Below are 21,342 nucleotides of genomic sequence, written 5' to 3'. Positions count from 1 at the left end.
GGGACGGAGGGGAGGCCCCAGGGAGCCCGGCCCTGGGGCCTTTGGCCTGGACACGGCGGAGCAGGGGAGGTACATTTGTCCCGTGGACCCCGGGGCCCTTCTGGAACTTCTCAAGCGCCGCACCGGTTTTACCGAGGCCCATGCGGCCCTTCTGCGGGACCTGGGTTCCCTTATGGCGCCCATGGCGCCCGAGGTGGCCTTGGCCTTCTACGACTACCTGGGGCGGGACGAGGAGCTTGGGGCCATCCTCCATGCGGTGCCTGGCAGGGTGGAGCGGCTTTACGGCACCTTTGCCCGCTGGTACGCCGAGCTTTTTTCGGGCACCTATGACCGGGCCTATGCGGAAGGGCGCAGGCGGGTTGGCCTGGTGCATGCCCGGTTGGGGATAGGCCCCCGGGCCATGATCCCCGCCATGGGCGTTGTGCAGGAGCTCTCCTTGGAGCACATGCGCTCGGCGCTGCGGGGCCCGGAGATCTATGGGGCGGTGGAGGCCTTTGAGAAGATCATCGCCATAGAGGTGGCCCTCATTGAGGAGAGCTACCTCGAGGCCCTTTCCCTGGGCCTCGCCCAGGGCCACCTGGACCTCAGGGAGGCCCTGGCCCAAGGGGCGGCCACCCTTCTCAAGGCCCCCGGGCCAGGTCGTTGAAGCGCACGTGGGCGGCGTGGAACTGGAGCTCCACCGTGCCGGTGGGGCCGTTGCGCTGCTTGCCCACGATGATCTCCGCAATCCCCGCCTTTTCGGAGTGGGGGTTATAGTACTCGTCCCGGTAGATGAACATCACCAGATCGGCGTCCTGTTCAATGGAGCCGGACTCCCGGAGGTCGGAGAGCATGGGGCGCTTGTTGGGCCTGGCTTCCACGGCCCGGGAAAGCTGGCTTAAGGCGATCACGGGCACGTGGAGCTCCCGGGCCAAGGCCTTAAGCCCCCGGGATATGGCGGCGATTTCCTGTTGCCGGTTTTCCCCTTGCTTGCCCGCCCCGGGTCCGGACATGAGCTGCAGGTAGTCGATGATGAGAAGGCCCACCGCGTGCTGGCTTCTAAGCCGCCGGGCCCGGGCCCTGAGCTCCATCAGGGTGAGGTCTGGGGTGTCGTCGATGTAGATGGGGGCCTCGGAAAGCCTGCTCGCCACGTCCACCAAGCGGGAGAAGTCGCGGTCCGTGAGCTGCCCCAGGCGCACCCGGTTCATGTCGATGCGGGCTTCCGAGCACATGAGGCGCAGGGTGAGCTGGGAGGCGGGCATCTCCAGGGAGTAGATCCCCACCCCTATCCCCTCCTTTAGGGCGGCGTGCTGGGCGATGGTGAGGGCGAAGGCGGTCTTGCCCATGGCGGGGCGGGCGGCGATGATGTTCAAGGAGCCCGGGGCCAGGGTGCCGATAAGCTGGTCCAGTTCCTTGAAACCGGTGCGTACCCCGGCCACCTCCCCCTTGTTCTGGAAGAGGGATTCGATGTGCTCAAAGGTTTCGTGCACCAGCTCCCGCATGGGGCGGGCCTCGGTTTCCGTCTGGATGAGGGCCACCTCGAGGATCCTTTTGCCCGCGGTGTCCAGGATCTCATCCAGGCTTCCCGCCTCCTCGTAGGCCAGGCGCATGGCCTCGCCCGCCGCCTGGATCAGCTTTCTTAGGGTCCACTTCTCCGCCACGATGCGGGCGTAATGCTCCGCATAGGCGGCGGTGGGGGTGGCCTCGGAAAGCTGGACCAGGTAGCTTACCCCTCCCACCCCTTCCAGCTCCCCCCGGCGGGAAAGCTCCTCCGCCAGGGTAACCAGGTCCACGGGCTTGCCCTGGGACCTTAGGGCCTGCATGGCCGCATAGATCTTGCGGTGGGCCTCCGCATAAAAGGCCTCCGGGGAGGGGAGGAGGCCCTCCAGCTCGTCCAGCACCTCCGAATCCAAGAGAATGGCCCCCAGGACGCTCTGTTCCGCCTCGAGGCTGTGGGGGGGAATACGGCCCTCCATAAGCCCTACTAGGCTACGCTCAGGCCCCGGGGTTTTGCCAGGGGGCTTCCGTTAAGGAAAGGAATGCCTTTCCCAAGGCGGAGGGGAAGCCTGGCCTTTGGGCTTGCCATGGGGCTTTTGCTAGGGTAGGGGTGTGCGTGGGTTGCTGCTTTCCTTCCTCCTGGCCCTTACCTCCTGCCAGGCCCAACGCCTTCCCGAACCCTTCGCCGCCCTGGAGGGGGGAAGGGTGGAGGAGGTGCGCCAGGTGGCCCTGGGAGGGGAGGGATATGCCCGCATGCTGGCGGGCTGGCTGCTGGTGGACCGGGAGGAGGTTCCCTTGGCGGAACGGGCGGAGTATGCCTGGCGCTACGCCCTCTTCTTGGAGGGGGTGGAGGCCTTTGAACCGGGCTGGGAAGCGCGGCCCGCTTGGCGCAAGGCGGCCTCCCTCCTCCAAGAGGCCAAGGACCCCCGCGCCTTTTCCGCCTGGGAAAGGCTCCTTCCCGAAAAGGAAGCCGTGGAGGCCCTCCTTTCCCTGGGAGAGGGGGAGGGGCTTTGGCTGGCCCTTTTCCGGGGGAGGGCCTACGAGGCCCTCCTGCGGGTCCTCCCCCAGGGAAGCCGCCTTGACCTCCGCGCCCAGGCCCTCTTCCGCCTGGGCCGCTACCGGGAGGCCTTGCCCGTCTACCAGGAATGGTCCAGGCGGGAAGATCGGGGGTACCTGGGCCTGGGCTATGCCCTGTGGCGGCTTGGGCGGAGGGAGGAGGCCCTGGAGGCCCTGGCCCGCTACCCCCACCCGGAAAGCCGCTACGCTCAAGGGCGGATCCTGGAGGAGATGGGGAGGCTCCTCGAGGCGGTGGAGGCCTACCGGAGGAGCACCCCGGAAGGGGTTTGGCGGGCCACGGGGCTTCTGGAGCGGCTGGGCCTCAGGAGGGAGGCCCTGGAGCTCTATTTGGACCTGGCCCGGGGCTCGAGCCGGTATGCGGATGATGCCGCCCTTCGGGCCTATTTCCTGGCGGGGGAGCTGGGGCTAGGGGGGCTTGGGGAGGAGGCCCTGAGCCTTGCGCCGGGGGGGTTAGGCCTCCTCCTGGGGAAGGAGCCCGTGCCCCCGCCCCCTGCCCCTCCCTCCTCGCCCCCGCCGGAGGCGCCCCTGGTGGAGGCCCTGGTGGCCTCCGGTAAGGAGGCCTGGGCCCGGGGTGTGGTGCGCTACGCCCTGTGGCAGCGCCCCCAGGACTGGCCCGCCCTGGTGCCCCTCCTCTACCGCCTGGGGGCCTACCGGGAAGGCATTAGGGCCGCCTGGCCCACCGCCTTGGCCTACCCCCGCCCCTACCGGGATTGGGTGGAAGGGTACGCCCGGAGGGAAGGCCTGGACCCCGACCTCCTCTACGCCCTCCTCCACGTGGAAAGCCGCTTTGATCCCCTGGCGGTGAGCCCCACGGGGGCCTTGGGGCTGGCCCAATTCCTGCGGAGCACCTGGGCCGACGTGGCCCGGATGCTGGGGGAGCCCCCCGCCGACCCCTTTGACCCCGAGGCCAGCATCCGCTACGCCGCCCGCTACCTGCGCTGGCTCCTGGAGCGGTGCGCCGCCTTCTCGGGCCTGGAGCAAGTAGCCTGCGCCCTCACCGCCTACAACGGGGGCATCGGCTACACCCTAAGGGGCATCGCCCGGGAAGGGGGCCTCTATGCCTTCCTCCGTTTCCAGGAGCGGGACGAGCCTAGGGAGTACCTGGCCCAGGTCCTCGCCGCCTACGCCGCTTACCGGGCTATTCCTTAGCCTGGCGCAAGCCCTTTTCCGTCCAGGCGATGAGGGGTTTTAGGGCGAAGGGGGCGAAAAGGGTGGTGAAGACCACCATGAAGAGGACGATGGCGTACTCCTCCTCGTTGACCGCCCCCGCGGCCAGGCCCAAGGCGGCCACGATCAGCCCCACCTCTCCCCGGGGAGCCATGCCCACCCCCACGGTGAGGGCCGAACGCACCCCCTGGGTGAGGGAGCCCAAGAACCCTCCCAGCACCTTCCCCAGGATGGCGATGACCGTGACCACGCTTCCCGCCGCCAGGGTGGCGGGGGAGATCAGGGCGGCCAGCTCCAACCGCACCCCCACCATGGCGAAGAAGATGGGGGCCAGGAAGCTTTCAATGGCGAAGATGGGCTCCTCCAGCCTGTACTTTTCCCGCACCTCGGAGAGGAGCATGCCCCCCAGGAAGGCCCCCACGATGGGGGCTAGGCCGATGGCGGCGGCCAGGGCGGCCATGCCCACCCCCAGGGCCAGGGCGAAGCCCGTGGGGCTACCCACGGGGAGCTTTTCCAAGGGCAAGCGGGCGAAGAGGGGCGAAAGGGCCACGGCCAGACCCACGAAGACCACGGAGAGCAGGATGAGCTGGAGGATGGCCCCGGTTTCCACCTGCCCGGTTTTGGCCACCCCGTTCACCACCGCCAGGACGATAAGGCCCAGCACGTCGTCAATGACCGCTGCCCCCAGGATGACCCGGGCGTAGGGGCGGGAAAGCACCCCAAGCTCCTGCAACACCCGGGCGGTGATGCCCACGCTGGTGGCCACCAAGGCGGTGCCCAGGAAGAGGGAGGGCAGGGTGGCGAAACCGATTTGCAGGCCGAAGAGGTAGCCCCCCACGAAGGGGAAGGCCACCCCCAAGACGGCCACCAGGAAGGCCTCCTTGCCCACGGCCAGGATGTCCTTGAGCCGGGTTTCCAGGCCCACCATGAGGAGGAGGAAGATGGCCCCGAGCTCCGCCAGAAACTCCAGGATCTCCCCCTCGTGCACCAGGCCCAACAGGGCCGGCCCCACCAGGATCCCCGCCAGGACCTCCCCGATGACCACGGGCTGGTTCAGCCGCTTGAAGAGAAAGGCCATCGCCTGGGCGGCCAGAATGAGGTAAAAGACTTCCAGGATGTGTCCGGCCCCGTGCATTAGGTCCTCCTCAGGATGAGCTTGAGAAAGTCGCTACGGGTGAGGATGCCCACCAGGCGTCCATCCTGGTCCACCACCGGGAGGTGGCGCACCTCGGAGGTGAGGAGGAGCTCCAAGGCCCGGCCCACGGGGTCCTCGGGGTGCAGGCGGGGGATGTCCGTGCGCATGACCGCCTTTACCGGTGTTTTTTGGTAGCGGCGATAGATCTCCGCCAGAAAGTCCCCGTCCACCCACTCCCCGAAGAGTTGCAGGGCCTCCACGTCGGAGAAAGGGATGTTCTCCGGGTGGGGCAGGAGTTCCTCCACCTGGAGGATCCCCAGGAGGTGCCCCTCTTGGTCCACCACGGGGAGGCTGCCGTAGCGTTTTTCCAGGATGCGCCGGGCCGCTTCCTCTAAAGTGGCCTCGGGGCTGATGGTGTCGGGGTTTTTGGTCATCAGCTCGGCTACCTTCATGGGCCCAAGTCTACCAGCGACGCCACCTGCGGGCCAAGCGGGGGCCAGGAGCACCCCGTAGAGGAACCCCCCCAGGTGGGCCCACCAGGCCACCCCGGGGAGGCCCAAAAGGCCCTGGAGGAGCTGAAGGAAGGCCCAGTAGCCCAGGTAGAACCCGGCGGGGAAGGTGACGAAAAGGGGGAAGAGGAAGAAGACCACGGAGACCACGTAGGCCCGGGGGAAGAGGACGTAGTAGGCGCCTAAGACCGCGGACACCGCCCCGCTGGCCCCGATCATGGGAACGGTGCTATAGGGGCTGAAGAGGCCTTGGGCTAAGGCGGCGGCCAGACCCCCCAGGAGGTAGAAGAGGAGGAAGCGCCCACTTCCCATGCGGTCCTCCACGTTGTCCCCGAAGACCCAGAGGAACCACATGTTGGAGAGGATGTGGAGGAAACCCCCGTGGAGGAACATGCTGGTGAGGAGGCGGTAGGCCTGGCCCACCGGGTCCTGAAAGAATAGGGCCGGGATAAAGCCATAGGCCTGGGCGGACCCTTCCACGCCCACGGAAAGCTGCCAGAGAAAGGCCAAGGCGTTGAGGAGCACCAGGCCCTTGACCACGAAGGCCGGTCGGCGGGCGTGGTTGATGTCGTAGAGGGGAAACACCTAAGGCCTCCCGGGTTCCTGGTGGCGGTAGGGCATGGGCACGTACTGCACGCTGGGCTTGCCCCCCTGGGCCTGGGGGTAGAGGTCCATGAGCTCGTAGACCTCGAGGGGCATCTCCGTGCTCACGGGCAGGCCCATCGCCCGGGCCTGGGCCACGTCAATGGGGTAGTCGTGGGTCCAGGTGCCTTGGGAGAGGAGGGTGGCCACCTCCTCCGCCTTTTCCTCGGGCATGCGCTTCATGAGCAGGTTTTTCACCGTGGCCTTCACCTGCTTGAGGGCCTTCTCCGCCACGTCCGCCAGGATCAGGGTCTGGTCGTCTATTTCCTGGATGGGCTTCTTCTCCAGCACCTTTAGGATGCTGGCCGCTGGGTACTGGCCGAGCTGGGGGTCCACGGGCCCCAAGACGGCGTTTTCGTCCATGACGATCTCGTCCGCGGCCAGGGCGATGAGGGTCCCCCCGGACATGGCGTAGTGGGGCACGAAGACCGTGACCTTGGCCGGGTGGCGCAGGAGGGCCTCGGCGATCTGCTCCGCCGCCAGGACCAGGCCCCCGGGGGTGTGGAGGATGAGGTCAATGGGCACGTTCTTGTCCGTGAGGCGGATGGCCCTTAGGACCTGCTCGGAGTCGTCAATGTTGATGAAGCGGCTTATGGGGATGCCCAAAAAGCTCACCGCTTCTTGCCGGTGGATCATGGTGATGACCCGGCTCTTGCGCTTTCTTTCCAGCTCAGCGATCTTCCGGGCCCTGGCCCCAAGGAGCATTTGCTGCTGTAGGTAAGGGGATAGGGCCGAGAGGATGAAAAAGAGCCAGAAGAGCTGGAAAAAGATCTCCATAGGTGCGCCTCCTTAATCCAGATAATACCCGGGGTGCCTTGTGGAACAGGGAGTGGTTTAGGGGGTTTTCGCTTGGGCGGGTTTTGCCCTTGGGCCCTTGGGGTAGAGCCAGCGTCCCAGCTCCGGAGCAAAGCGGATGAGGAGTGCCCCCAAGGGGATGGAGACCAGCACCATGAGTGCCACCACCGTCAAATGGTCGTGGATCTCGCTCCTGAGGAAGTCGGAGAGGCGCTTGAGGTCGTTCTTGTCCACATCCAGGCCCGCGGCTAGGCGGAAGGCCGTCCTTACCCCTCCTGTACCGGGATCTTCACCGGAGGCTCGGGCGGGCGCTTCTCCCGGGGGATTTTTACCTCCAGCACCCCCTTGTGGAGCCTGGCCTCGAGGCCTTCCCTCTTGGCGTCTTTGGGGAGGAGGTAGGAGCGGTAGATGCGCCCGTAGACGATCTCCGAAAGGTGCTTGGTGCGCTTTTCCTCCCTTTTCTCCCCCTCCACCACCAATTGGTCCCCCTCGAGGCGCACCTCCAGGTTCTCCGGACCCAGGCCCGGGACCTCCACCCGCAAGAGGTAATGGTCCTCGTGCTCGGAAAGCTCGGAGAGGGGTTCTAGGGTTTCACCCTCTTCCTTGAAGACCTTTTCCAAGGCTTCCTCAAAGGCTTTGCGCACCCGGTTACGCCCAAAGGGCCAAAGTTTTTCCAACATACTCCCCTCCTTTGGTGGGAAGGGCCCCACCCGAAGGCGGGGCCCTTCTTTTTAGCGGACGTTTCCCGTTTCCAGCTTCCTGGCCCTCAGGTCCAGGAGGCTGTACTCACCCTCGGAGAGGTCCCCCGGTACCACCACCCAGCTGGCGCCCAGCATCTCGTGTTTTTGGCCCTTGCCGGCGGCGATGACCAGGAGGGGGTTATGGGTCTTGATGAGGTGGGCCACCTCGTGGGAGCCCACCTCCCCAAGCCCCTTATGGTAGGGCAGGGTGTGGAGGAGGAAGATCTTGGGGTAGTCCTTGAGGTCCCAAAGGGCCTTCAGGTGGTACTCCGCCACCCAGGCGGGGTAGCGCAGGGCCTCTTCCTCCTCGGGCTCCCCGTCGTCGGTGATCTCCCCGCCCATCCCGGCCACCAGGTAAGGCCCCTTCCAGAAGGTGAAGGTCTCGTGGACGTTGCGCATCTCGGGCCGCACCAGCTCAATGTTGGCGGCTTCCCTCAGGTATTCCCAGATGGGGGCGTCCTGGGGACCGGGGATATAGGCGGTGGGGAGATGGGCCTCGGCAAGGATGCGGAAGAAGGCGGCGTAGTCCCGGCTTTTGGCCGTCTTGGGCATGAGGTTGCCCACGATGGCCAGGGCATCGGCCCCCGTGTCCGGGGCAAGCCGCACCAGCTTTTCCAGGGCCTCGAGGTCGCCCATGGGGTTGGAAGTGGCCAGGATGTACCGCGTGGTCCGCCGCATACCTCACCTCCTATTCCACCTGCACCTGGATCTTCTTGGGCTTGGTTTCCTCGGCCTTGGGCACGAGGAGGTGCAAGACCCCGTGGCGGAAACGGGCCTGCACCCGGGAGAGGTCGTAGGTGCTGGGCACGTTGAAGCTCCGGGCAAAGCTGCCGTAGGGGCCTTCCAGGCGATGGTAGGCCACCCCCTCCTTCTTCTCAAAGGGCCGCTCCGCCTTCACCGACAAGACGCCCTCCTCCGCCACCACCTCCACCTTCTCCGGTTCCACCCCGGGCAGGTAGATGTAAAGGTGAAGGCCCGCCTCGTCCTCCATCACGTCCACCGGCGGGGCGTACACCCTGGGCCCCTGCTGGGGGGCGGTGCCAAAGGCCCTTGCCAGACGCTCCTGCAACTCCTCCAGCTCCCTAAAAGGATCAAACCGCACCATCCTCCTCACCTCCTTTCACCACCTCAAGAGCGCGGCCATGCCTCCGCGCTCCAAAAGGGCTTTTTCCGCATCTCCCCGTACAAACTCCAGTTTGGCCGCATAGCCCGTGGCCAGCTCGGGCAGGACCACGGCCAGGGGCTTGGCCTCGGGGTTTTGGCAGGAGGCCAGGGCCCTGGCCTCCTCGGGGAAGAACACGCCCTCGCAGGCGTACACCACCTGGTCCAGGTGCCAGGGAAGCACCCAAAGCTCCACCCGGCCCTCCTGCACCCTTTCCAGAACCTCGGGGCCGAAGGCCGCTTTGGGGTAGGCCTCCTCCAACCTCTTGAGGAGCTCCACCTCGGCTTTGCGCTCCACCTCCTCCAAGGTGGGCTCCAACCGCTTGAGCACCTCACCCGGCGTGGCCCCAGGGTGGGGAAGGGAAGGATGGAGGGCCACCACCCGCTCCTTCAGGCGCTTGGGAAGGTAACCCAGGAAGAGCTTGGTGTGCTCTTCCGGCCCCATGAGGATGAGGCGGGTGAACCCCCGTTCCTCCACAAGCTTTTCCAGCTCATGGCTTAGGCTCTTGTAGAAGCGTTCCTCCCAGGCGGCCAGACGCTTGGCGAAGAGGTCCTGCCCCGCCCCGCCCCGGGAGACGCCCCCTAGGTTGAAGCGGCGCCCCGGGGCGTCCAGGGATAGCCTCCGCCAGGCCTCTGTGTCCAGGGCCAAGAAGGCATCCCCCACCTCCTGCACCTCGCCCAGGAAGACCTCAAACACCCGCCAGCGTTCCTGGTCCAGGTACACCACCCCATAGCGCTCGTACTCGTCCAGGGCGTAGAGGAGGGGCAGGAGGAAGGGCTCGCCGTAGTGGGCCAGGGCCCCGTCCGTGAGGAGGCGGCGCTCCTTCTCCCCTAAGAAGGTGGTTTTGAGGCTACTCACCAGGGGGAGTTCCACCTGCAAGAGGAAGGTTTCCCAGCGGTCCTCCCCCACGAAGAAGACCGCGGTCTTGGCCTCCAGCACCTGGTTCTTCAGGACCTCCAGCACCCGCTCCTCCAGGACCTCCGGCACCCCCAGGGCCTTCATGGCGTCCTTGGCCCTCAGGGCGTAGGCCCGGTTGCGGTTTTCCGGCTTGGCGGGGTTGATGTCCAGGTAGAGGGAGAGGATCGGCCCTTCCTGGAGGGCCAGGCTTTCCTTGATGCGCCGAACGTCTTCCCTGCTGATCATAGACCACCTCCTAAAAGGGTCACGGCTTTGCGCACGGCCTCTTGGTTGAGCTTTTCCTCCTGGCCAAGCCGGGTGAAGAGGGCCTCGAGGTCCGGCTCGGGGAAGGTGCTTTCCAGGTAGTAGGCCCGGTCAAACCCTTCCTCGGAAAGGAGGCGGAGAAGGGCCTCCCACCCCTCCTCTTCCACCTTGGGCGTGGGGGGAGGAGGGGCGCCGAGGCGGCGCAAGGCTTCCGCGATGGCCTCGGCATGGGCCCGCTCCCGGTGGGCCACCTCCTCCAGGAGGGCCCGGATGTGGGGGTAGGGGACCCTCTCCGCCGCCCGCTCGGCCCGGAGGGCATCCAGGAGTTCATCCCGGTAGGCCCGTTGCAGGACTTCCACCACCTTCATGCCGCCTCCTTTCCTACGCCTGGACGCGCTCCTCCACGCGGAAGACCAGGCCCGCAGGACCTTTGTCCACCACCACCGTGTCCCCCTCCTTGATCTCCCCGGCCAGGATCTTCACCGCCAGGGGGGTTTCCAGCTCCCGGCCGATCACCCGCTTGAGGGGCCTGGCCCCGAAGACCGGGTCGTAGCCCCGTTCGGCCAGGTGGTCCTTGGCCGCCTCCGTTAGGGTGAGGGCGATGCGCTTTTCCCCAAGGCGCGCCCGGAGCCCTTGGAGCTGGATCTCCACGATCTCGCGGATTTGCTCCTTGGTGAGGGGCCTAAAGACCACGATCTCGTCCAGGCGGTTCAGGAACTCGGGGCGGAAGTGCCGTTGCAACACGGCGAAGACCTCCTCCCGGATGCGCTCGTAGGGCAGACCCTTTTGGATGCCTTCCAGGATCAAGGGGCTTCCCAGGTTGGAGGTGAGGATGATGACGGTGTTGCGGAAGTCCACGGTGCGCCCGTGGGAGTCGGTGAGGCGGCCGTCGTCCAGGATCTGCAGGAGGATATTGAAGACGTCGGGGTGGGCCTTCTCGATCTCGTCAAAGAGGATGACCGTGTAGGGCCGCCGCCGCACCGCCTCGGTGAGCTGGCCCCCCTCCTCGTAGCCCACGTAGCCGGGAGGGGCCCCGATGAGGCGGCTCACCGCGTGCTTCTCCATGTACTCCGTCATGTCAATGCGCACCATGGCCTCCTCGGTGTCGAAAAGGGTGGCGGCCAGGGTTTTGGCCAGCTCCGTCTTGCCCACCCCCGTGGGGCCCAGGAAGAGGAAGCTCCCGATGGGGCGGTTCGGGTCCTTAAGGCCGGCCCGGGCCCGCCGTATGGCGTCGGCCACGGCGCGGATGGCCTCCTCCTGGCCCACCACCCGCTTGTGGAGCTCCTCTTCAAGCCGCAAAAGCTTCTCCCTTTCCCCTTCCAGGAGCTTGGAAACCGGGATCCCCGTCCAGCGGGAGACGATCTCGGCGATGTCCTCCTCGGTCACCTCCAGGCGCACGAAGCGGGCGTTTTTGAGCCTCTCGGAGAGGGCCTCCACCTCGGCCTCGAGGCGGGGAAGCTCCCCGTAGCGGAGCTCCGCGGCCCGGTTCAGGTCGTACTGGCGCTCGGCCAGCTCAATCTGCCGCCTCACCTCGTCCAGGCGGTGCTGGGCCTCGCGGAGCCGCTTCAAGACCTCCCGCTCCGCCTCCCACTCCGCCTTGAGCTTGGCGATCTCCTGGGTGAGGGCGGCGATCTCCTCCTCAATGGCCTTTAGGCGCTCCAGGGAGTCGGGGTCCTTTTCCTTCTTAAGGGCTTCCCGCTCAATCTCCAGCTGAAGCTTCTTGCGCTCCAGGGTGTCGATTTCCTCGGGGGCGCTTTCCAGGGCCATGCGCAGGCGGGCAGCCGCCTCGTCAATGAGGTCAATGGCCTTGTCGGGGAGGCGCCTTTCCGTGATGTAGCGGTGGGAAAGGACCGCGGCCGCCACGATGGCGGGGTCGGAGATGCGCACCCCGTGGTGCACCTCGTACTTCTCCTTGATGCCCCGCAGGATGGAGATGGTCTCCTCCACGCTGGGCTCGTCCACGTAAACCGGCTGGAAGCGCCTTTCCAGGGCGGGGTCCTTCTCGATCTCCCGGTACTCGTCCAGGGTGGTGGCCCCGATGAGCCGAAGCTCTCCCCGGGCCAGGGCGGGCTTCAGCATGTTGCCGGCGTCCACGGCCCCTTCCGCCTTGCCCGCCCCCACCACGGTGTGCAGCTCGTCGATGAAGAGGATGATTTCCCCTTGGCTTCCCACCACCTCCTGGATCACCGCCTTCAGGCGCTCCTCAAACTCCCCCCGGTACTTGGCCCCGGCCAGGAGGGAGCCCATCTGCAAGGAGACGATGCGCTTGCCTTTTAGGCCCTCGGGCACGTCCCCCTTGACGATGCGCTGGGCCAGGCCCTCCACGATGGCGGTCTTGCCCACCCCGGGCTCGCCGATGAGCACGGGGTTGTTCTTGGTGCGCCGGAGGAGGATCTGGATGGTGCGCCGGATCTCCTCGTCCCGCCCGATCACCGGGTCCAGCTTGCCCTCGGCGGCCAGCTTGGTGAGGTCAATGCCGTATTGCTCCAGGGCGTTGTAGGTGCTTTCCGCGTGTTCCGTTTGCACGGTCTTACCTCCTCTGAGTTCAAGCAGGGCTTTCCTCAAAGAACCTTCCTCGGGAAGGTGGGCCTGGAGGGAGGGCTCGCCTGCGCTCTTGACCCAGGCCTCCGCCAAGGCCAGGACCAGGGTGTCCAGGGCCACGAACCGGTCCTTAAGCTCCCCCATGAGGGCCTCGGCCCGGTCCAGGGCCCGGGCGAGCCTTTGGGAAAGGTACTGGCCCACCTCGGCCCCCTCCACCCTGGGTAGCCGCCCCAGTTCCCGCTCGGCGCTTTCCTTAAGGGCCTTGGGGTTTCCCCCTGCCTTTTCCAAGAGCTTCCAGGCCAGGCCCGTGGGGTTCTTGAGCAGCACGGCCCACAGGTGGGGCAGGTCGATGGCCTGGTGCTTCATCTCCCGGGCCAGGACTTGGGCCTGGGCCAGGGCCTCGCGGGCGGCTTGGGTCCAGCGTTCCAGGTTCATGCCCCTTTGCCTCCTACTAACCCAATCATATCACTTGATAAGGCTAGTGTCAAGTAATGTGCACAGAGTAAACACCCAACGAAACCCCATGTTGCGGAGAGGTTCACCCAACGGAGGGATGCCAGCGCTCTTTGCCTTGATTATAGGGGGGAGGGAGGGGAGGGATGTCCCGCCTCGAGGGGGGCCAGGGCTTTAGCGGTGCTCCAGGATCTCCACCACCAAGGCTGCCCCCACCAGGTTGGCTCCAAGGTCGCGGCGGATGCGTTCCGCCTTGAGCATGCGGAAAAGGTCCTCTTCCCGGAAGTACCAGGCGCCCCCCACTTCCAAGGGCTCCACAAAGCCAATCTCCACGTAGGCCCGCACCGCTCCCAAGGAAAGGCCGTGCTCCGCCAGGGCCTCCATGGATAGGTAGGCGCTACGCGCCAGCATACCGCACCTCCTTGAGCTTCCGCCAAAGCGCCTCCTCCTCGGGGGAGAGGTGCTCGGGGATCACCACCCGCACCTCCAGGTACAGGTCCCCGCGGCCATGGGGTCCGGGGAAGCCCTTGCCCTTCAGCCGGAGCTTTCTGCCCGCCTGGGTTTTGGGGGGGATGGTGACCTCCACCGGGCCCTCCAGGGTGGGGGCCCGCACCTTGCCCCCCACCACGGCGATGGGGGCGGGAACGTCCAGGGTGGCGTGGAGGTCCTGGCCCTCCAGGCGGAAGACCGGATGGGGCAGAAGCCGCACCGTGAGGAGGAGGTCCCCCGGAGGCTCCCCCGGGCCGCCTAAGCCTGCCAAGCGGATGGTGCTTCCCTCCCGGACCCCGGGGGGGATCCTCACGGAGACCCGCCTGTTCCCCACCTCCACCACCTTTTCCCCCCCGTGGAACGCCTCCTCGAGGCTAAGGGGAAGCTCGGCCCTGAGGTCGCGGCCCTTCCTTGGCCTCCTCCGCCCCATGCCCCCGAAGAGGCCCCCGCCGAAGAGCTCCTGGAAGAAGTCGGAGAAGTCCTCCACGTCAAACCCGGAGAAGTCGTAGCCGCCCGGGGGTGGGGGCGGGGGAGGCGTGGCGGTGCCGTAGGCGTCGTAGACCTTGCGCTTTTCCGGGTCGGAGAGGACGGCGTAGGCCTCGTTGATCTCCTTGAAGCGCTCTTCCGCCTCCGGGCTTTTGTTCACGTCGGGATGGTACTGGCGGGCCAGGCGCTTGTAGGCCCTTTTGATCTCCTCCTGCGTGGCGTTTCTCGGTACCCCTAGGATGGCGTAGTAGTCCTTCATGGCCTACTCCACGCCCTCTTCTTCCGGGCTTTTTTCCATGCCCACCGCCACCCGGGCCGGGCGCACCAAGGCCTCCCCCAGGCGGAAGCCCCGCTGGAAGACCCTGGCCACCTTGCCGGGCTCCCCGGGGAGAAGCCCGATGGCCTCGTGGTAGCGGGGGTCAAAGGCCTCGCCCTCCCCGGGCACCTCCTCGATGCCAAGCCCCGCCAGGATGCGGAAGAAGCCCTCCCGCACCGCCTTCACCCCCTTGAGGATGCTCTCCGGGTTGGCCTCGGCGAACTCCAGGGCCCGTTCCAGGTCGTCCAGAACGGGAAGAAGGGCCCGGACCGCCCGGAGGGTCCCCTCCCGTTCCCGGAGCCTAAGCTCCTCCTCCATGCGCTTGCGGTAGTTGTCAAAGTCCGCAAGGAGGCGCACGTACCGGTCCTTCAGGGTTCGGAGCTCCTCCTCCACGGCCAGGAGGCGTTCTTGGGCCAAGGCCTCCTCGCCTCCCGCCTGGGCGGCCTCGGCTTGTTGGGTTTCCTCGCGTTCCTTCTCCATGTTGCCTCCGAAAGGGGGTAAGGGGAGGCCCCTGCCGGGGCAGGGGCCAGGGCGGGTGGGCTTTAGTCGGCGGGCTTGTAGTCGGCGTCGATCACGTCCTCGGGGCCGCGGCCGGAAGCCCCCGTGGCCCCGGGGGTGGCGGCCTTCTCGTAGGCCTCCACCGCCTGCAGAAGCTCCTGGGTAGCGGCCTTCAGCTCGGGGTCAGGGGCGTCCTTCTCCACCAGTTCCTTGGCCTTGGCGATGGCCGCCTCCAGGCGGGAGCGGGCCTCGGGGCTGCCTTGCTTCTCCTGGAGCACCCTTTCCGCCTGCACCCGGGCGGAGTCCAGGGCGTTTTTGAGCTCGGCGTGCTCCTTGCGGCGCCGGTCCTCCTCCGCATGCCGCTTTGCCTCCTCGATCATCCGCTGGATTTCCTCCTCGGAGAGGGTGGTGGTGTTCTGGATGGTGATGGAGGCCTCCTTCCCCGTGGACTTCTCCTTGGCGGTCACGTGGAGGATGCCGTTGGCGTCGATGTCAAAGCAGACCTCAATCTGGGGAACCCCGGCGGGCATGGGGGGGATGCCCTCGAGGCGGAAGCGGCCTAGGCTCTTGTTGTCCTGGGCCATGGGCCGTTCGCCTTGGAGGACGTGGATCTCCACCGCGGTCTGGTTGTGCTCGGCGGTGGTGAAGATCTCGCACTTGCGGGTGGGGATGGTGGTGTTCCGGGGGATGAGGACGGTCATCACCCCGCCCTTGGTCTCCACCCCCAGGGAAAGGGGGGTGACGTCCAGGAGGACCACGTCCCGCACCTCCCCCATGAGGACCCCCGCCTGGATGGCGGCCCCCATGGCCACCACCTCATCGGGGTTCACGGAGCGGTTGGGCTCCTTGCCCAAAAGCTCCTTCACCACCCGCTGCACCGCGGGCACCCGGGTGGCCCCGCCCACCAGGATGACCTCGTCGATCTGGCTCGGGGAGAGCCCCGCGTCCTTCAGGGCCTGCTCCACCGGGCCCCTGAGGCGCTTCAGCAAGGGTTCGATGAGCTCCTCAAACTTGGCCCGGGTGAGCTTTTTCTCCAGGTGCAAGGGCGTCTTGCTGGCGGGGTCCAGGGCGATGAAGGGGAGGCTGATGGTGGTCTCAAAGGTGCTGGAAAGCTCAATCTTGGCCTTTTCCGCCGCCTCGATGAGGCGTTGGAGGGCCTGGCGGTCCGCCTTGAGGTCCACCCCGTACTCCCGTTTGAACTCCTCGGCCAGCCAGTTCACGATGGCGTGGTCCATGTCGCTGCCGCCCAGGTGGGTGTCCCCGGAGGTGGACTTCACCTCAAAGACCCCCTCGCCGATCTCCAGCACCGTCACGTCAAAGGTGCCGCCCCCCAGGTCAAAGACCAGGACGGTCTCGTTCCCCTTCTTGTCCAGGCCGTAGGCCAGGGCGGCGGCGGTGGGCTCGTTGATGATGCGCAGCACCTCGAGGCCCGCGATCCGCCCGGCGTTGGCCGTGGCCTCCCGCTGGGCGTTGTTGAAGTAGGCGGGTACGGTGATCACCGCCTTGGTGATCCTTTCCCCCAGCTTCTTGGAGGCGTCCTCCACCAGCTTGCGGAGGATCATGGCGCTGATCTCCTCGGGGGTGTAGAGCTTGCCCTTGATCTCCACCCGCACCCCGCCGTCGGGCCCCGGGACCACCTTGTAGGGAACCCGCTTGGCCTCCTCCTGGACCTCCTCCCAGCGGCGCCCGATAAACCGCTTGATCTCAAAGACGGTCCCCTCAGGGTTAAGGACCGCCTGGCGCTTGGCCATGCGGCCCACCAGGGTTTCGCCATCCCGGAAGGCCACCACGCTGGGGGTGGTCCTTTCGCCCTCCGCGTTCTCCAAAACCACGGGCTTGCCGCCCTCCATGACGGCGATCACGCTGTTGGTGGTGCCCAGGTCAATGCCCACTGCCTTAGCCATGGCTACACCTCTCACCTGAAGCATAGACCATCCCACATGGGTAAGTCAAGAGACTTGAGCAGGTTTGTATCATGGTGCTCCACGCTACCCGGACTTCCCCTCGGGCGTGTACCCTAAGGGAAGACATGTCCCGGCTTCCCTTGAACTTCCTGGTCTTCGCTTTGGGCCTGCTCCTTTTGGCCTGGGCCTTCAGCCTGGCGGGTACCGCGGGCAACCCGGCAAGCGGGGTGAACTACACCACCTTCCTCGAGGACCTGCGGGCGGGCCGGGTGAAGGAGGTGGTGGTGCGCGCCGGGGATACCCGCATCCAGGGCACCCTCACGGATGGCTCCGTCTTCACCACCTACGCCGCCAGCCCCCCGGATAACCAGACCCTCGAGGCCTGGATGCGCCAAGGGGTCAACGTGCGGGTGGAGCCTCCTCAGGGCCAAAGCCCCGTGGGTTTCCTCTGGCCCCTCCTCCTGGTGGGCCTTTTGGTGGGCGCCCTCTTCTACTTTTCCCGTAGCGGGCGCGCTGGCCCCTCGGACTCCGCCTTCAGCTTCACCAAGAGCCGGGCCAAGGTGCTCACCGAGGCCCCCAAGGTCACCTTCAAGGACGTGGCCGGGGCCGAGGAGGCCAAGGAGGAGCTGAAGGAGATCGTGGAGTTCCTGAAGAACCCCGCCCGCTTCCACGAGATGGGGGCCAGGATCCCCAAGGGGGTCCTGTTGGTGGGCCCCCCTGGGGTGGGGAAGACCCACATCGCCCGGGCGGTGGCGGGGGAGGCCAAGGTGCCCTTCATCACCGCAAGCGGCTCCGACTTCGTGGAGATGTTCGTGGGGGTGGGGGCGGCCCGGGTCAGGGACCTCTTTGAGACCGCCAAGCGCCACGCCCCCTGCATCGTCTTCATCGACGAGATCGATGCCGTGGGGCGCCGGCGCGGGACAGGGGTTGGGGGCGGCAACGACGAGCGGGAGCAGACCTTGAACCAGCTCCTGGTGGAGATGGACGGGTTTGAAAAGGACTCCACCATCATCGTCATGGCCGCCACCAACCGCCCGGACGTGCTGGACCCGGCGCTTTTGCGCCCGGGCCGCTTTGACCGGCAGGTGGCCATTGACGCTCCCGACGTGAAGGGCCGGGAGCAGATCCTCAGGATCCATGCCCGGGGGAAGCCCTTGGCGGAGGACGTGGACCTGGCCCTTCTGGCCAAGCGCACCCCGGGCTTCGTGGGGGCGGACCTGGAGAACCTCCTGAACGAGGCCGCCCTCCTGGCGGCCCGGGAAGGCCGGAAGAAGATCACCATGAAGGACCTCGAGGAGGCGGCGGACCGGGTGATGATGGGCCCAGCCAAGAAGAGCCTGGTCCTCACCCCCCGCGACCGCCGGATCACCGCCTACCACGAGGCGGGGCATGCCCTGGCCGCCCACTTCCTGGAGCACGCGGACGGGGTGCACAAGGTGACCATCGTGCCCCGGGGGCGGGCTTTGGGCTTTATGATGCCGAGGCGGGAGGACATGCTCCACTGGAGCCGGAACCGCCTCCTGGACCAGATCGCCGTGGCCCTGGCCGGACGGGCAGCGGAGGAGCTCGTCTTTGAGGACGTGACCACGGGGGCGGAAAACGACTTCCGCCAGGCCACGGAGCTGGCCCGGCGCATGATCACCGAGTGGGGCATGCACCCCGAGTTCGGCCCCGTGGCCTACGCCCTCCGGGAGGACACCTACCTGGGCGGGTACGACGTGCGCCAGTACTCTGAGGAAACCGCCAAGCGCATCGACGAGGCGGTGCGCCGCCTCATTGAGGAGCAGTACCAGCGGGTGAAGGACCTCCTTCAGGGGAAGCGGGAGATCCTCGAGCGGGTGGCGGAAACCCTTTTGGAGCGGGAAACCCTTACCGCAGAGGAGTTCCAAAGGGTAGTGGAGGGCCTCCCCTTGGAGGAGGAGACCACCCCCCAGGAGCGCCCGGAAAAGGAGCCCCCCCGGGTGGTGCCCAAGGTGAAACCGGGGGGAGCCTTGGGCGGGGCCTAAGGGCCCCAGGAGGAATAGACCCGGGGGGCAAAAGCCCCCCGGGGGAAGGGAATACCTTACTTCTTGACCTTTTCCTTGAGGGCCTTGCCCGGCTTGAAGGCGGGATACTGGGTGGCGGGGATCTTGATCTTCTCCTTGGTGCCGGGCTTCACGCCGGTGCGGGCCTTGCGCTTGCGCACCTCAAAGGTGCCGAAGCCGGTGAGCTGGACCTTGTTCGCTCCCGCCAGGGCCTCTTCCACCTTGGAGAGGAACGCATCCACCGCCGCCTTTACGTCTTTTTTCTTGAGGCCCGTGGCGGCAGCCACCTGATCCACCAGATCCGCTTTGGTAACCGTTTTCTTTGCTGCCATTCTTCACCTCCTTCCTCTTTTCCCTTCCGCAAGGACTATAGCACCCGCGAATGGGGCCACGCAATACTCTGAGCCATTTGTATACTTGTGTATAGCAATGTGTGATAACGGAAGCATTGGCTCTAGCGGTACTGGGGTGGCAGGAGTTCCCGTACCCGGGCCTCTATTTCCCGGGTCAGGGTTTCCAGCTCCTGGTGGGTAAAGCGGGGCGGCCTCGGAACCAGTATGGGTTTGCCGTAGATCACCCGGATGGGCCTGCGCCACCGGAAGAACTTTCGCCCCACGGGCCAGGCCTGGTCGGTGCCCACCACCGCCACGGGCACCACGGGGCTTCCGGTGCGCAGGGCGATGGCCGCCACCCCGGTCTTGAAGGGCTGGAGTTTACCCGTGCGGCTTCGGGTTCCTTCCGGGAAGATGCCGAAGGCCATGCCCCGCTCCAGGGCGCGTATGGCCCCTTTGATGGCGGAAAGGTCGCTTTGGCCCCGCTCCACGGGGATGGCGTAGAGCCGGGGCAGGAGCCAGGAGAGGAGGGGTAGGCGGAATACGTCCGCCCGGGCCAGGAAGCTCACGGGGCGTTTTACCCCGGCCCCGATGGCGATGGGGTCCAGGATGGAGAGGTGGTTGCTGGCCAGGATCACGGGGCCCTCCCGGGGTACGTTCTCCGCCCCTTCCACCCGGTAGCCGAAGAGGAGGTGCAGGAGAAACCGGGCCAGGTACCAGGCGGCCCGGTAGACGGGGTTTGGCCGGTGTGCCTCCACGGGGTCCAGTTTACGGGTCTAGGCGGTTCAGGGGGTCCTGAGGAGGGCCCGGCCCGCCTCGAGGTGGGCCAGGCGCAGGGGCTCCGGCAGGCGGAAGCGGGTGGGAAGGCCCTTCACGAAGGCCAAGGCTTCCTCCAGGCCTACCCGGTGCCCGGGGGAGATGTAAAGGGGCTTTACCCCCTGGCGGCTACGGTAGGCGTAGCCCAGGGGGCGGCCTTCCGGGGAGAGGATCCTTACCGCACTCCCCTGTTCCTGGGGCAAGGGGGCCTCGAGGCGGCCATAGAGGAGGTGCTTGGCCACGCCGATGCTGGGGAGGTCCAGGTGCACCCCCAGGTGGCTGGCGATGCCCAGGCCCCGGGGATGGGCGATGCCTTGGCCGTCCACCAGAAGGGCCTCGGGGGGCTCGGGAAGGGCGCTTAAGGCCTGGAGATACGCAGGGGCCTCCCGGAAGGAGAGGAAGCCGGGGATGTAAGGGAAGAGGGCCTCCTCGGGCACCACCCCTAGCCCCACGGCCAGGGGGCCCTTCTTTAGGTGGTAAAGGAGGGCCACCGCCACCAGGGGCTTTCCCTTTTTATGGGAGGCGTCCAGGGCAGCGATGCGCCTTACCCCTTCCAGGCTTCCCTCGAGGACCACCTTCTGGGCCAAGGCCCGTTGCAGGGCGAGGGCCGCCTCGAGGTTTTCCGGTTTGGGAAAGGGGGGAAACTCCATCGGGTCTTACCTCCCTAGGGGCCAGCGCGCCTCACCGCAAGGGGAAAAGGCAGGGCAACCATCCGTTTTGGCGCAAGCCACAACGGGGTATTTAGGTGGCCTCCCTGAGGCGCTCCAGCACCTCGGGGTCGGAGGGGTCCACCCCGTAGAGGAGGGCCAGGTAGTAGGCGGTCCAGGCCAGGCGGTACCAGAGGGCCACCGCCTGGGCCAGGCGGCTTCCAGGAGGGGCGGGCACCTCGGCCACCGCGTCCACCCGGGACTCCAGGATCTCCTTGGCCAGCCTTACCGCCTCCCCTTCCCCCAGGAGGAGGGCGGCCAGGGGGTCGCCCTGCTCGTGCCGGGCCTCCATGCCGGTGAGGAAGAACTCCAGGGCGCTATGGGGCGGGGTGAGGGAGAGGCTTTTCCCGATGCGGGCGAAGAGGTTCTGCCCCGCCTCCTCCAAGGGGCGGAAGAAGGGGGCGTAGAGGAGGGGAAGCCTTTCCAGGAGGGTGTAGGCCAGGAGCTTGGCCAGGTTTTCCTCGAGGGGCACCTCCGGCGTGAGGCGCCGCCTTTCCTGGAGAAGGGCCTCGTCCACCTCCTTCAGGGCCTCCTCCTGCCCCGTGGCCAGGAGGAGGAAGCGCAGGTAGCGGTAGGGGGCAAGGGGGCTTGGGGGCAGGTAGGCGGCGCCTTCACGGAAGCCCAGCCGCACCACCCGCACCCGCTCCGTCTCCGCCACCAGGGCCAAGGCGGCCGCCTCCCCCAGGTCGTAGCCCCCCTCCAGCACGAAGAGGGTGCCCTCCTCCGTCCAGTCGGGGAGGCCCGAGAGCTGGGCTGCGAACCAGCCCTCCCCGTAACCCAAGGCGGCGTAGGGCCCGGGGTAGGCCTCCGTGGGCACCGGCCCTGAGCCCACCAGGTCCCTTAGTTCCAGGGCCAGGCCCCGGCGGTCGGCCAGGTAGGTTTCCTCGCGGTCCAGGTCGCGCATACCCCTTA

At 66.9% G+C, this 21,342-nt stretch carries 21 protein-coding genes and 2 pseudogenes; 3 read left to right on the top strand and 20 right to left on the bottom strand.

The genetic code is table 11. The annotated features are described in order from the left end of the window. Positions 1–82 precede the first annotated feature (82 nt). Positions 83–646, top strand: a complete 564-nt coding sequence (locus BS74_RS08800; protein WP_038058023.1) for a protoglobin domain-containing protein — start codon at positions 83–85, stop codon at positions 644–646. Here BS74_RS08800 and dnaB read toward each other — a convergent pair. Continuing rightward, entirely contained in the window at positions 621–1,955 is a 1,335-nt protein-coding gene (dnaB, locus tag BS74_RS08795; RefSeq protein WP_038058020.1) for a replicative DNA helicase, read from the bottom strand. The two genes, BS74_RS08800 and dnaB, sit on opposite strands and share 26 nt — an antisense overlap. Positions 1,956–2,088: 133 nt before the next feature. Here dnaB and BS74_RS08790 point away from each other — a divergent pair, with 133 nt between their 5' ends. Continuing rightward, on the top strand, positions 2,089–3,702 hold the full coding sequence (locus tag BS74_RS08790; protein WP_038058017.1) for a transglycosylase SLT domain-containing protein: 1,614 nt from the start codon (positions 2,089–2,091) through the stop codon (positions 3,700–3,702). Here the strand turns inward: BS74_RS08790 and BS74_RS08785 are convergent. The 15 genes and pseudogenes from BS74_RS08785 to dnaK form a co-directional block, all read right to left on the bottom strand. Then, positions 3,692–4,855, bottom strand: a complete 1,164-nt coding sequence (locus tag BS74_RS08785) for a cation:proton antiporter (protein WP_038058014.1) — start codon at positions 4,853–4,855, stop codon at positions 3,692–3,694. The genes BS74_RS08790 and BS74_RS08785 overlap by 11 nt on opposite strands. Further along, positions 4,855–5,307, bottom strand: coding sequence for a CBS domain-containing protein (locus BS74_RS08780; RefSeq protein ID WP_038058011.1), 453 nt, complete (start codon positions 5,305–5,307; stop codon positions 4,855–4,857). The genes BS74_RS08785 and BS74_RS08780 overlap by 1 nt, the downstream gene beginning before the upstream one ends. Positions 5,308–5,317: 10 nt before the next feature. Continuing rightward, positions 5,318–5,949 (bottom strand): annotated as a pseudogene (locus BS74_RS08775) (rhomboid family intramembrane serine protease). Continuing rightward, positions 5,950–6,783, bottom strand: coding sequence for an SDH family Clp fold serine proteinase (locus BS74_RS08770; RefSeq protein ID WP_038058008.1), 834 nt, complete (start codon positions 6,781–6,783; stop codon positions 5,950–5,952). Between the two features lie 183 nt (positions 6,784–6,966). After that, a pseudogene (locus BS74_RS13150) lies at positions 6,967–7,059 on the bottom strand (DUF1931 family protein); the annotation flags it as partial. A gap of 8 nt (positions 7,060–7,067) precedes the next feature. Then, entirely contained in the window at positions 7,068–7,481 is a 414-nt protein-coding gene (locus BS74_RS08760) for an Hsp20/alpha crystallin family protein (protein WP_038058003.1), read from the bottom strand. Positions 7,482–7,532: 51 nt separating this feature from the next. Beyond that, positions 7,533–8,219 (bottom strand): metallophosphoesterase family protein, encoded by a 687-nt coding sequence (locus BS74_RS08755; RefSeq protein ID WP_038058000.1) that lies wholly within the window; start codon positions 8,217–8,219, stop codon positions 7,533–7,535. A 10-nt stretch (positions 8,220–8,229) separates the two neighbouring features. Next, positions 8,230–8,646, bottom strand: a complete 417-nt coding sequence (locus BS74_RS08750) for an Hsp20/alpha crystallin family protein (RefSeq protein WP_038057997.1) — start codon at positions 8,644–8,646, stop codon at positions 8,230–8,232. 15 nt (positions 8,647–8,661) lie between these two features. Beyond that, on the bottom strand, positions 8,662–9,846 hold the full coding sequence (locus BS74_RS08745) for a VLRF1 family aeRF1-type release factor (protein ID WP_038057994.1): 1,185 nt from the start codon (positions 9,844–9,846) through the stop codon (positions 8,662–8,664). Then, complete coding sequence (locus tag BS74_RS08740) at positions 9,843–10,232, bottom strand: ferritin-like domain-containing protein (protein ID WP_038057991.1); 390 nt, start codon at positions 10,230–10,232, stop codon at positions 9,843–9,845. The genes BS74_RS08745 and BS74_RS08740 overlap by 4 nt, the downstream gene beginning before the upstream one ends. 13 nt (positions 10,233–10,245) lie before the next feature. After that, positions 10,246–12,840, bottom strand: a complete 2,595-nt coding sequence (clpB, locus tag BS74_RS08735) for an ATP-dependent chaperone ClpB (protein WP_038057988.1) — start codon at positions 12,838–12,840, stop codon at positions 10,246–10,248. A 192-nt stretch (positions 12,841–13,032) separates the two neighbouring features. After that, entirely contained in the window at positions 13,033–13,269 is a 237-nt protein-coding gene (locus tag BS74_RS08730; protein ID WP_038057985.1) for a chaperone modulator CbpM, read from the bottom strand. Further along, positions 13,256–14,092, bottom strand: a complete 837-nt coding sequence (locus tag BS74_RS08725; RefSeq protein ID WP_038057982.1) for a DnaJ C-terminal domain-containing protein — start codon at positions 14,090–14,092, stop codon at positions 13,256–13,258. The genes BS74_RS08730 and BS74_RS08725 overlap by 14 nt, the downstream gene beginning before the upstream one ends. A 3-nt stretch (positions 14,093–14,095) precedes the next feature. Then, complete coding sequence (locus BS74_RS08720) at positions 14,096–14,629, bottom strand: nucleotide exchange factor GrpE (protein ID WP_038057979.1); 534 nt, start codon at positions 14,627–14,629, stop codon at positions 14,096–14,098. 62 nt (positions 14,630–14,691) lie between these two features. Next, the gene (gene dnaK / locus BS74_RS08715) at positions 14,692–16,551 is read right to left on the bottom strand and encodes a molecular chaperone DnaK (RefSeq protein WP_038057976.1); all 1,860 of its coding nucleotides are present in this window, start codon (positions 16,549–16,551) and stop codon (positions 14,692–14,694) included. A gap of 125 nt (positions 16,552–16,676) precedes the next feature. Between dnaK and ftsH the strand changes: the two genes are divergently transcribed. Beyond that, complete coding sequence (gene ftsH, locus BS74_RS08710) at positions 16,677–18,557, top strand: ATP-dependent zinc metalloprotease FtsH (RefSeq protein ID WP_038057973.1); 1,881 nt, start codon at positions 16,677–16,679, stop codon at positions 18,555–18,557. A 56-nt stretch (positions 18,558–18,613) separates the two neighbouring features. On the opposite strand, the gene BS74_RS08705 is transcribed toward ftsH, so the two are convergent. The 4 genes from BS74_RS08705 to BS74_RS08690 all read right to left on the bottom strand — a co-directional run bounded on the left by BS74_RS08705 (position 18,614) and on the right by BS74_RS08690 (position 21,334). Beyond that, on the bottom strand, positions 18,614–18,907 hold the full coding sequence (locus BS74_RS08705; RefSeq protein WP_038057970.1) for an HU family DNA-binding protein: 294 nt from the start codon (positions 18,905–18,907) through the stop codon (positions 18,614–18,616). 122 nt (positions 18,908–19,029) lie between these two features. Beyond that, complete coding sequence (locus tag BS74_RS08700; RefSeq protein ID WP_038057967.1) at positions 19,030–19,665, bottom strand: lysophospholipid acyltransferase family protein; 636 nt, start codon at positions 19,663–19,665, stop codon at positions 19,030–19,032. 27 nt (positions 19,666–19,692) lie between these two features. Further along, a complete protein-coding gene (locus BS74_RS08695) occupies positions 19,693–20,373 on the bottom strand; it encodes an endonuclease V (protein WP_038057964.1) in 681 nt (226 codons plus the stop codon). A gap of 91 nt (positions 20,374–20,464) precedes the next feature. Further along, positions 20,465–21,334, bottom strand: a complete 870-nt coding sequence (locus BS74_RS08690) for an SIS domain-containing protein (RefSeq protein WP_038057961.1) — start codon at positions 21,332–21,334, stop codon at positions 20,465–20,467. Positions 21,335–21,342: the final 8 nt, after the last annotated feature.

The organism is Thermus amyloliquefaciens, assembly GCF_000744885.1.
GTDB classification, from domain to species: domain Bacteria; phylum Deinococcota; class Deinococci; order Deinococcales; family Thermaceae; genus Thermus; species Thermus amyloliquefaciens.
This window is presented reverse-complemented; position numbering and strand designations above follow the sequence as displayed.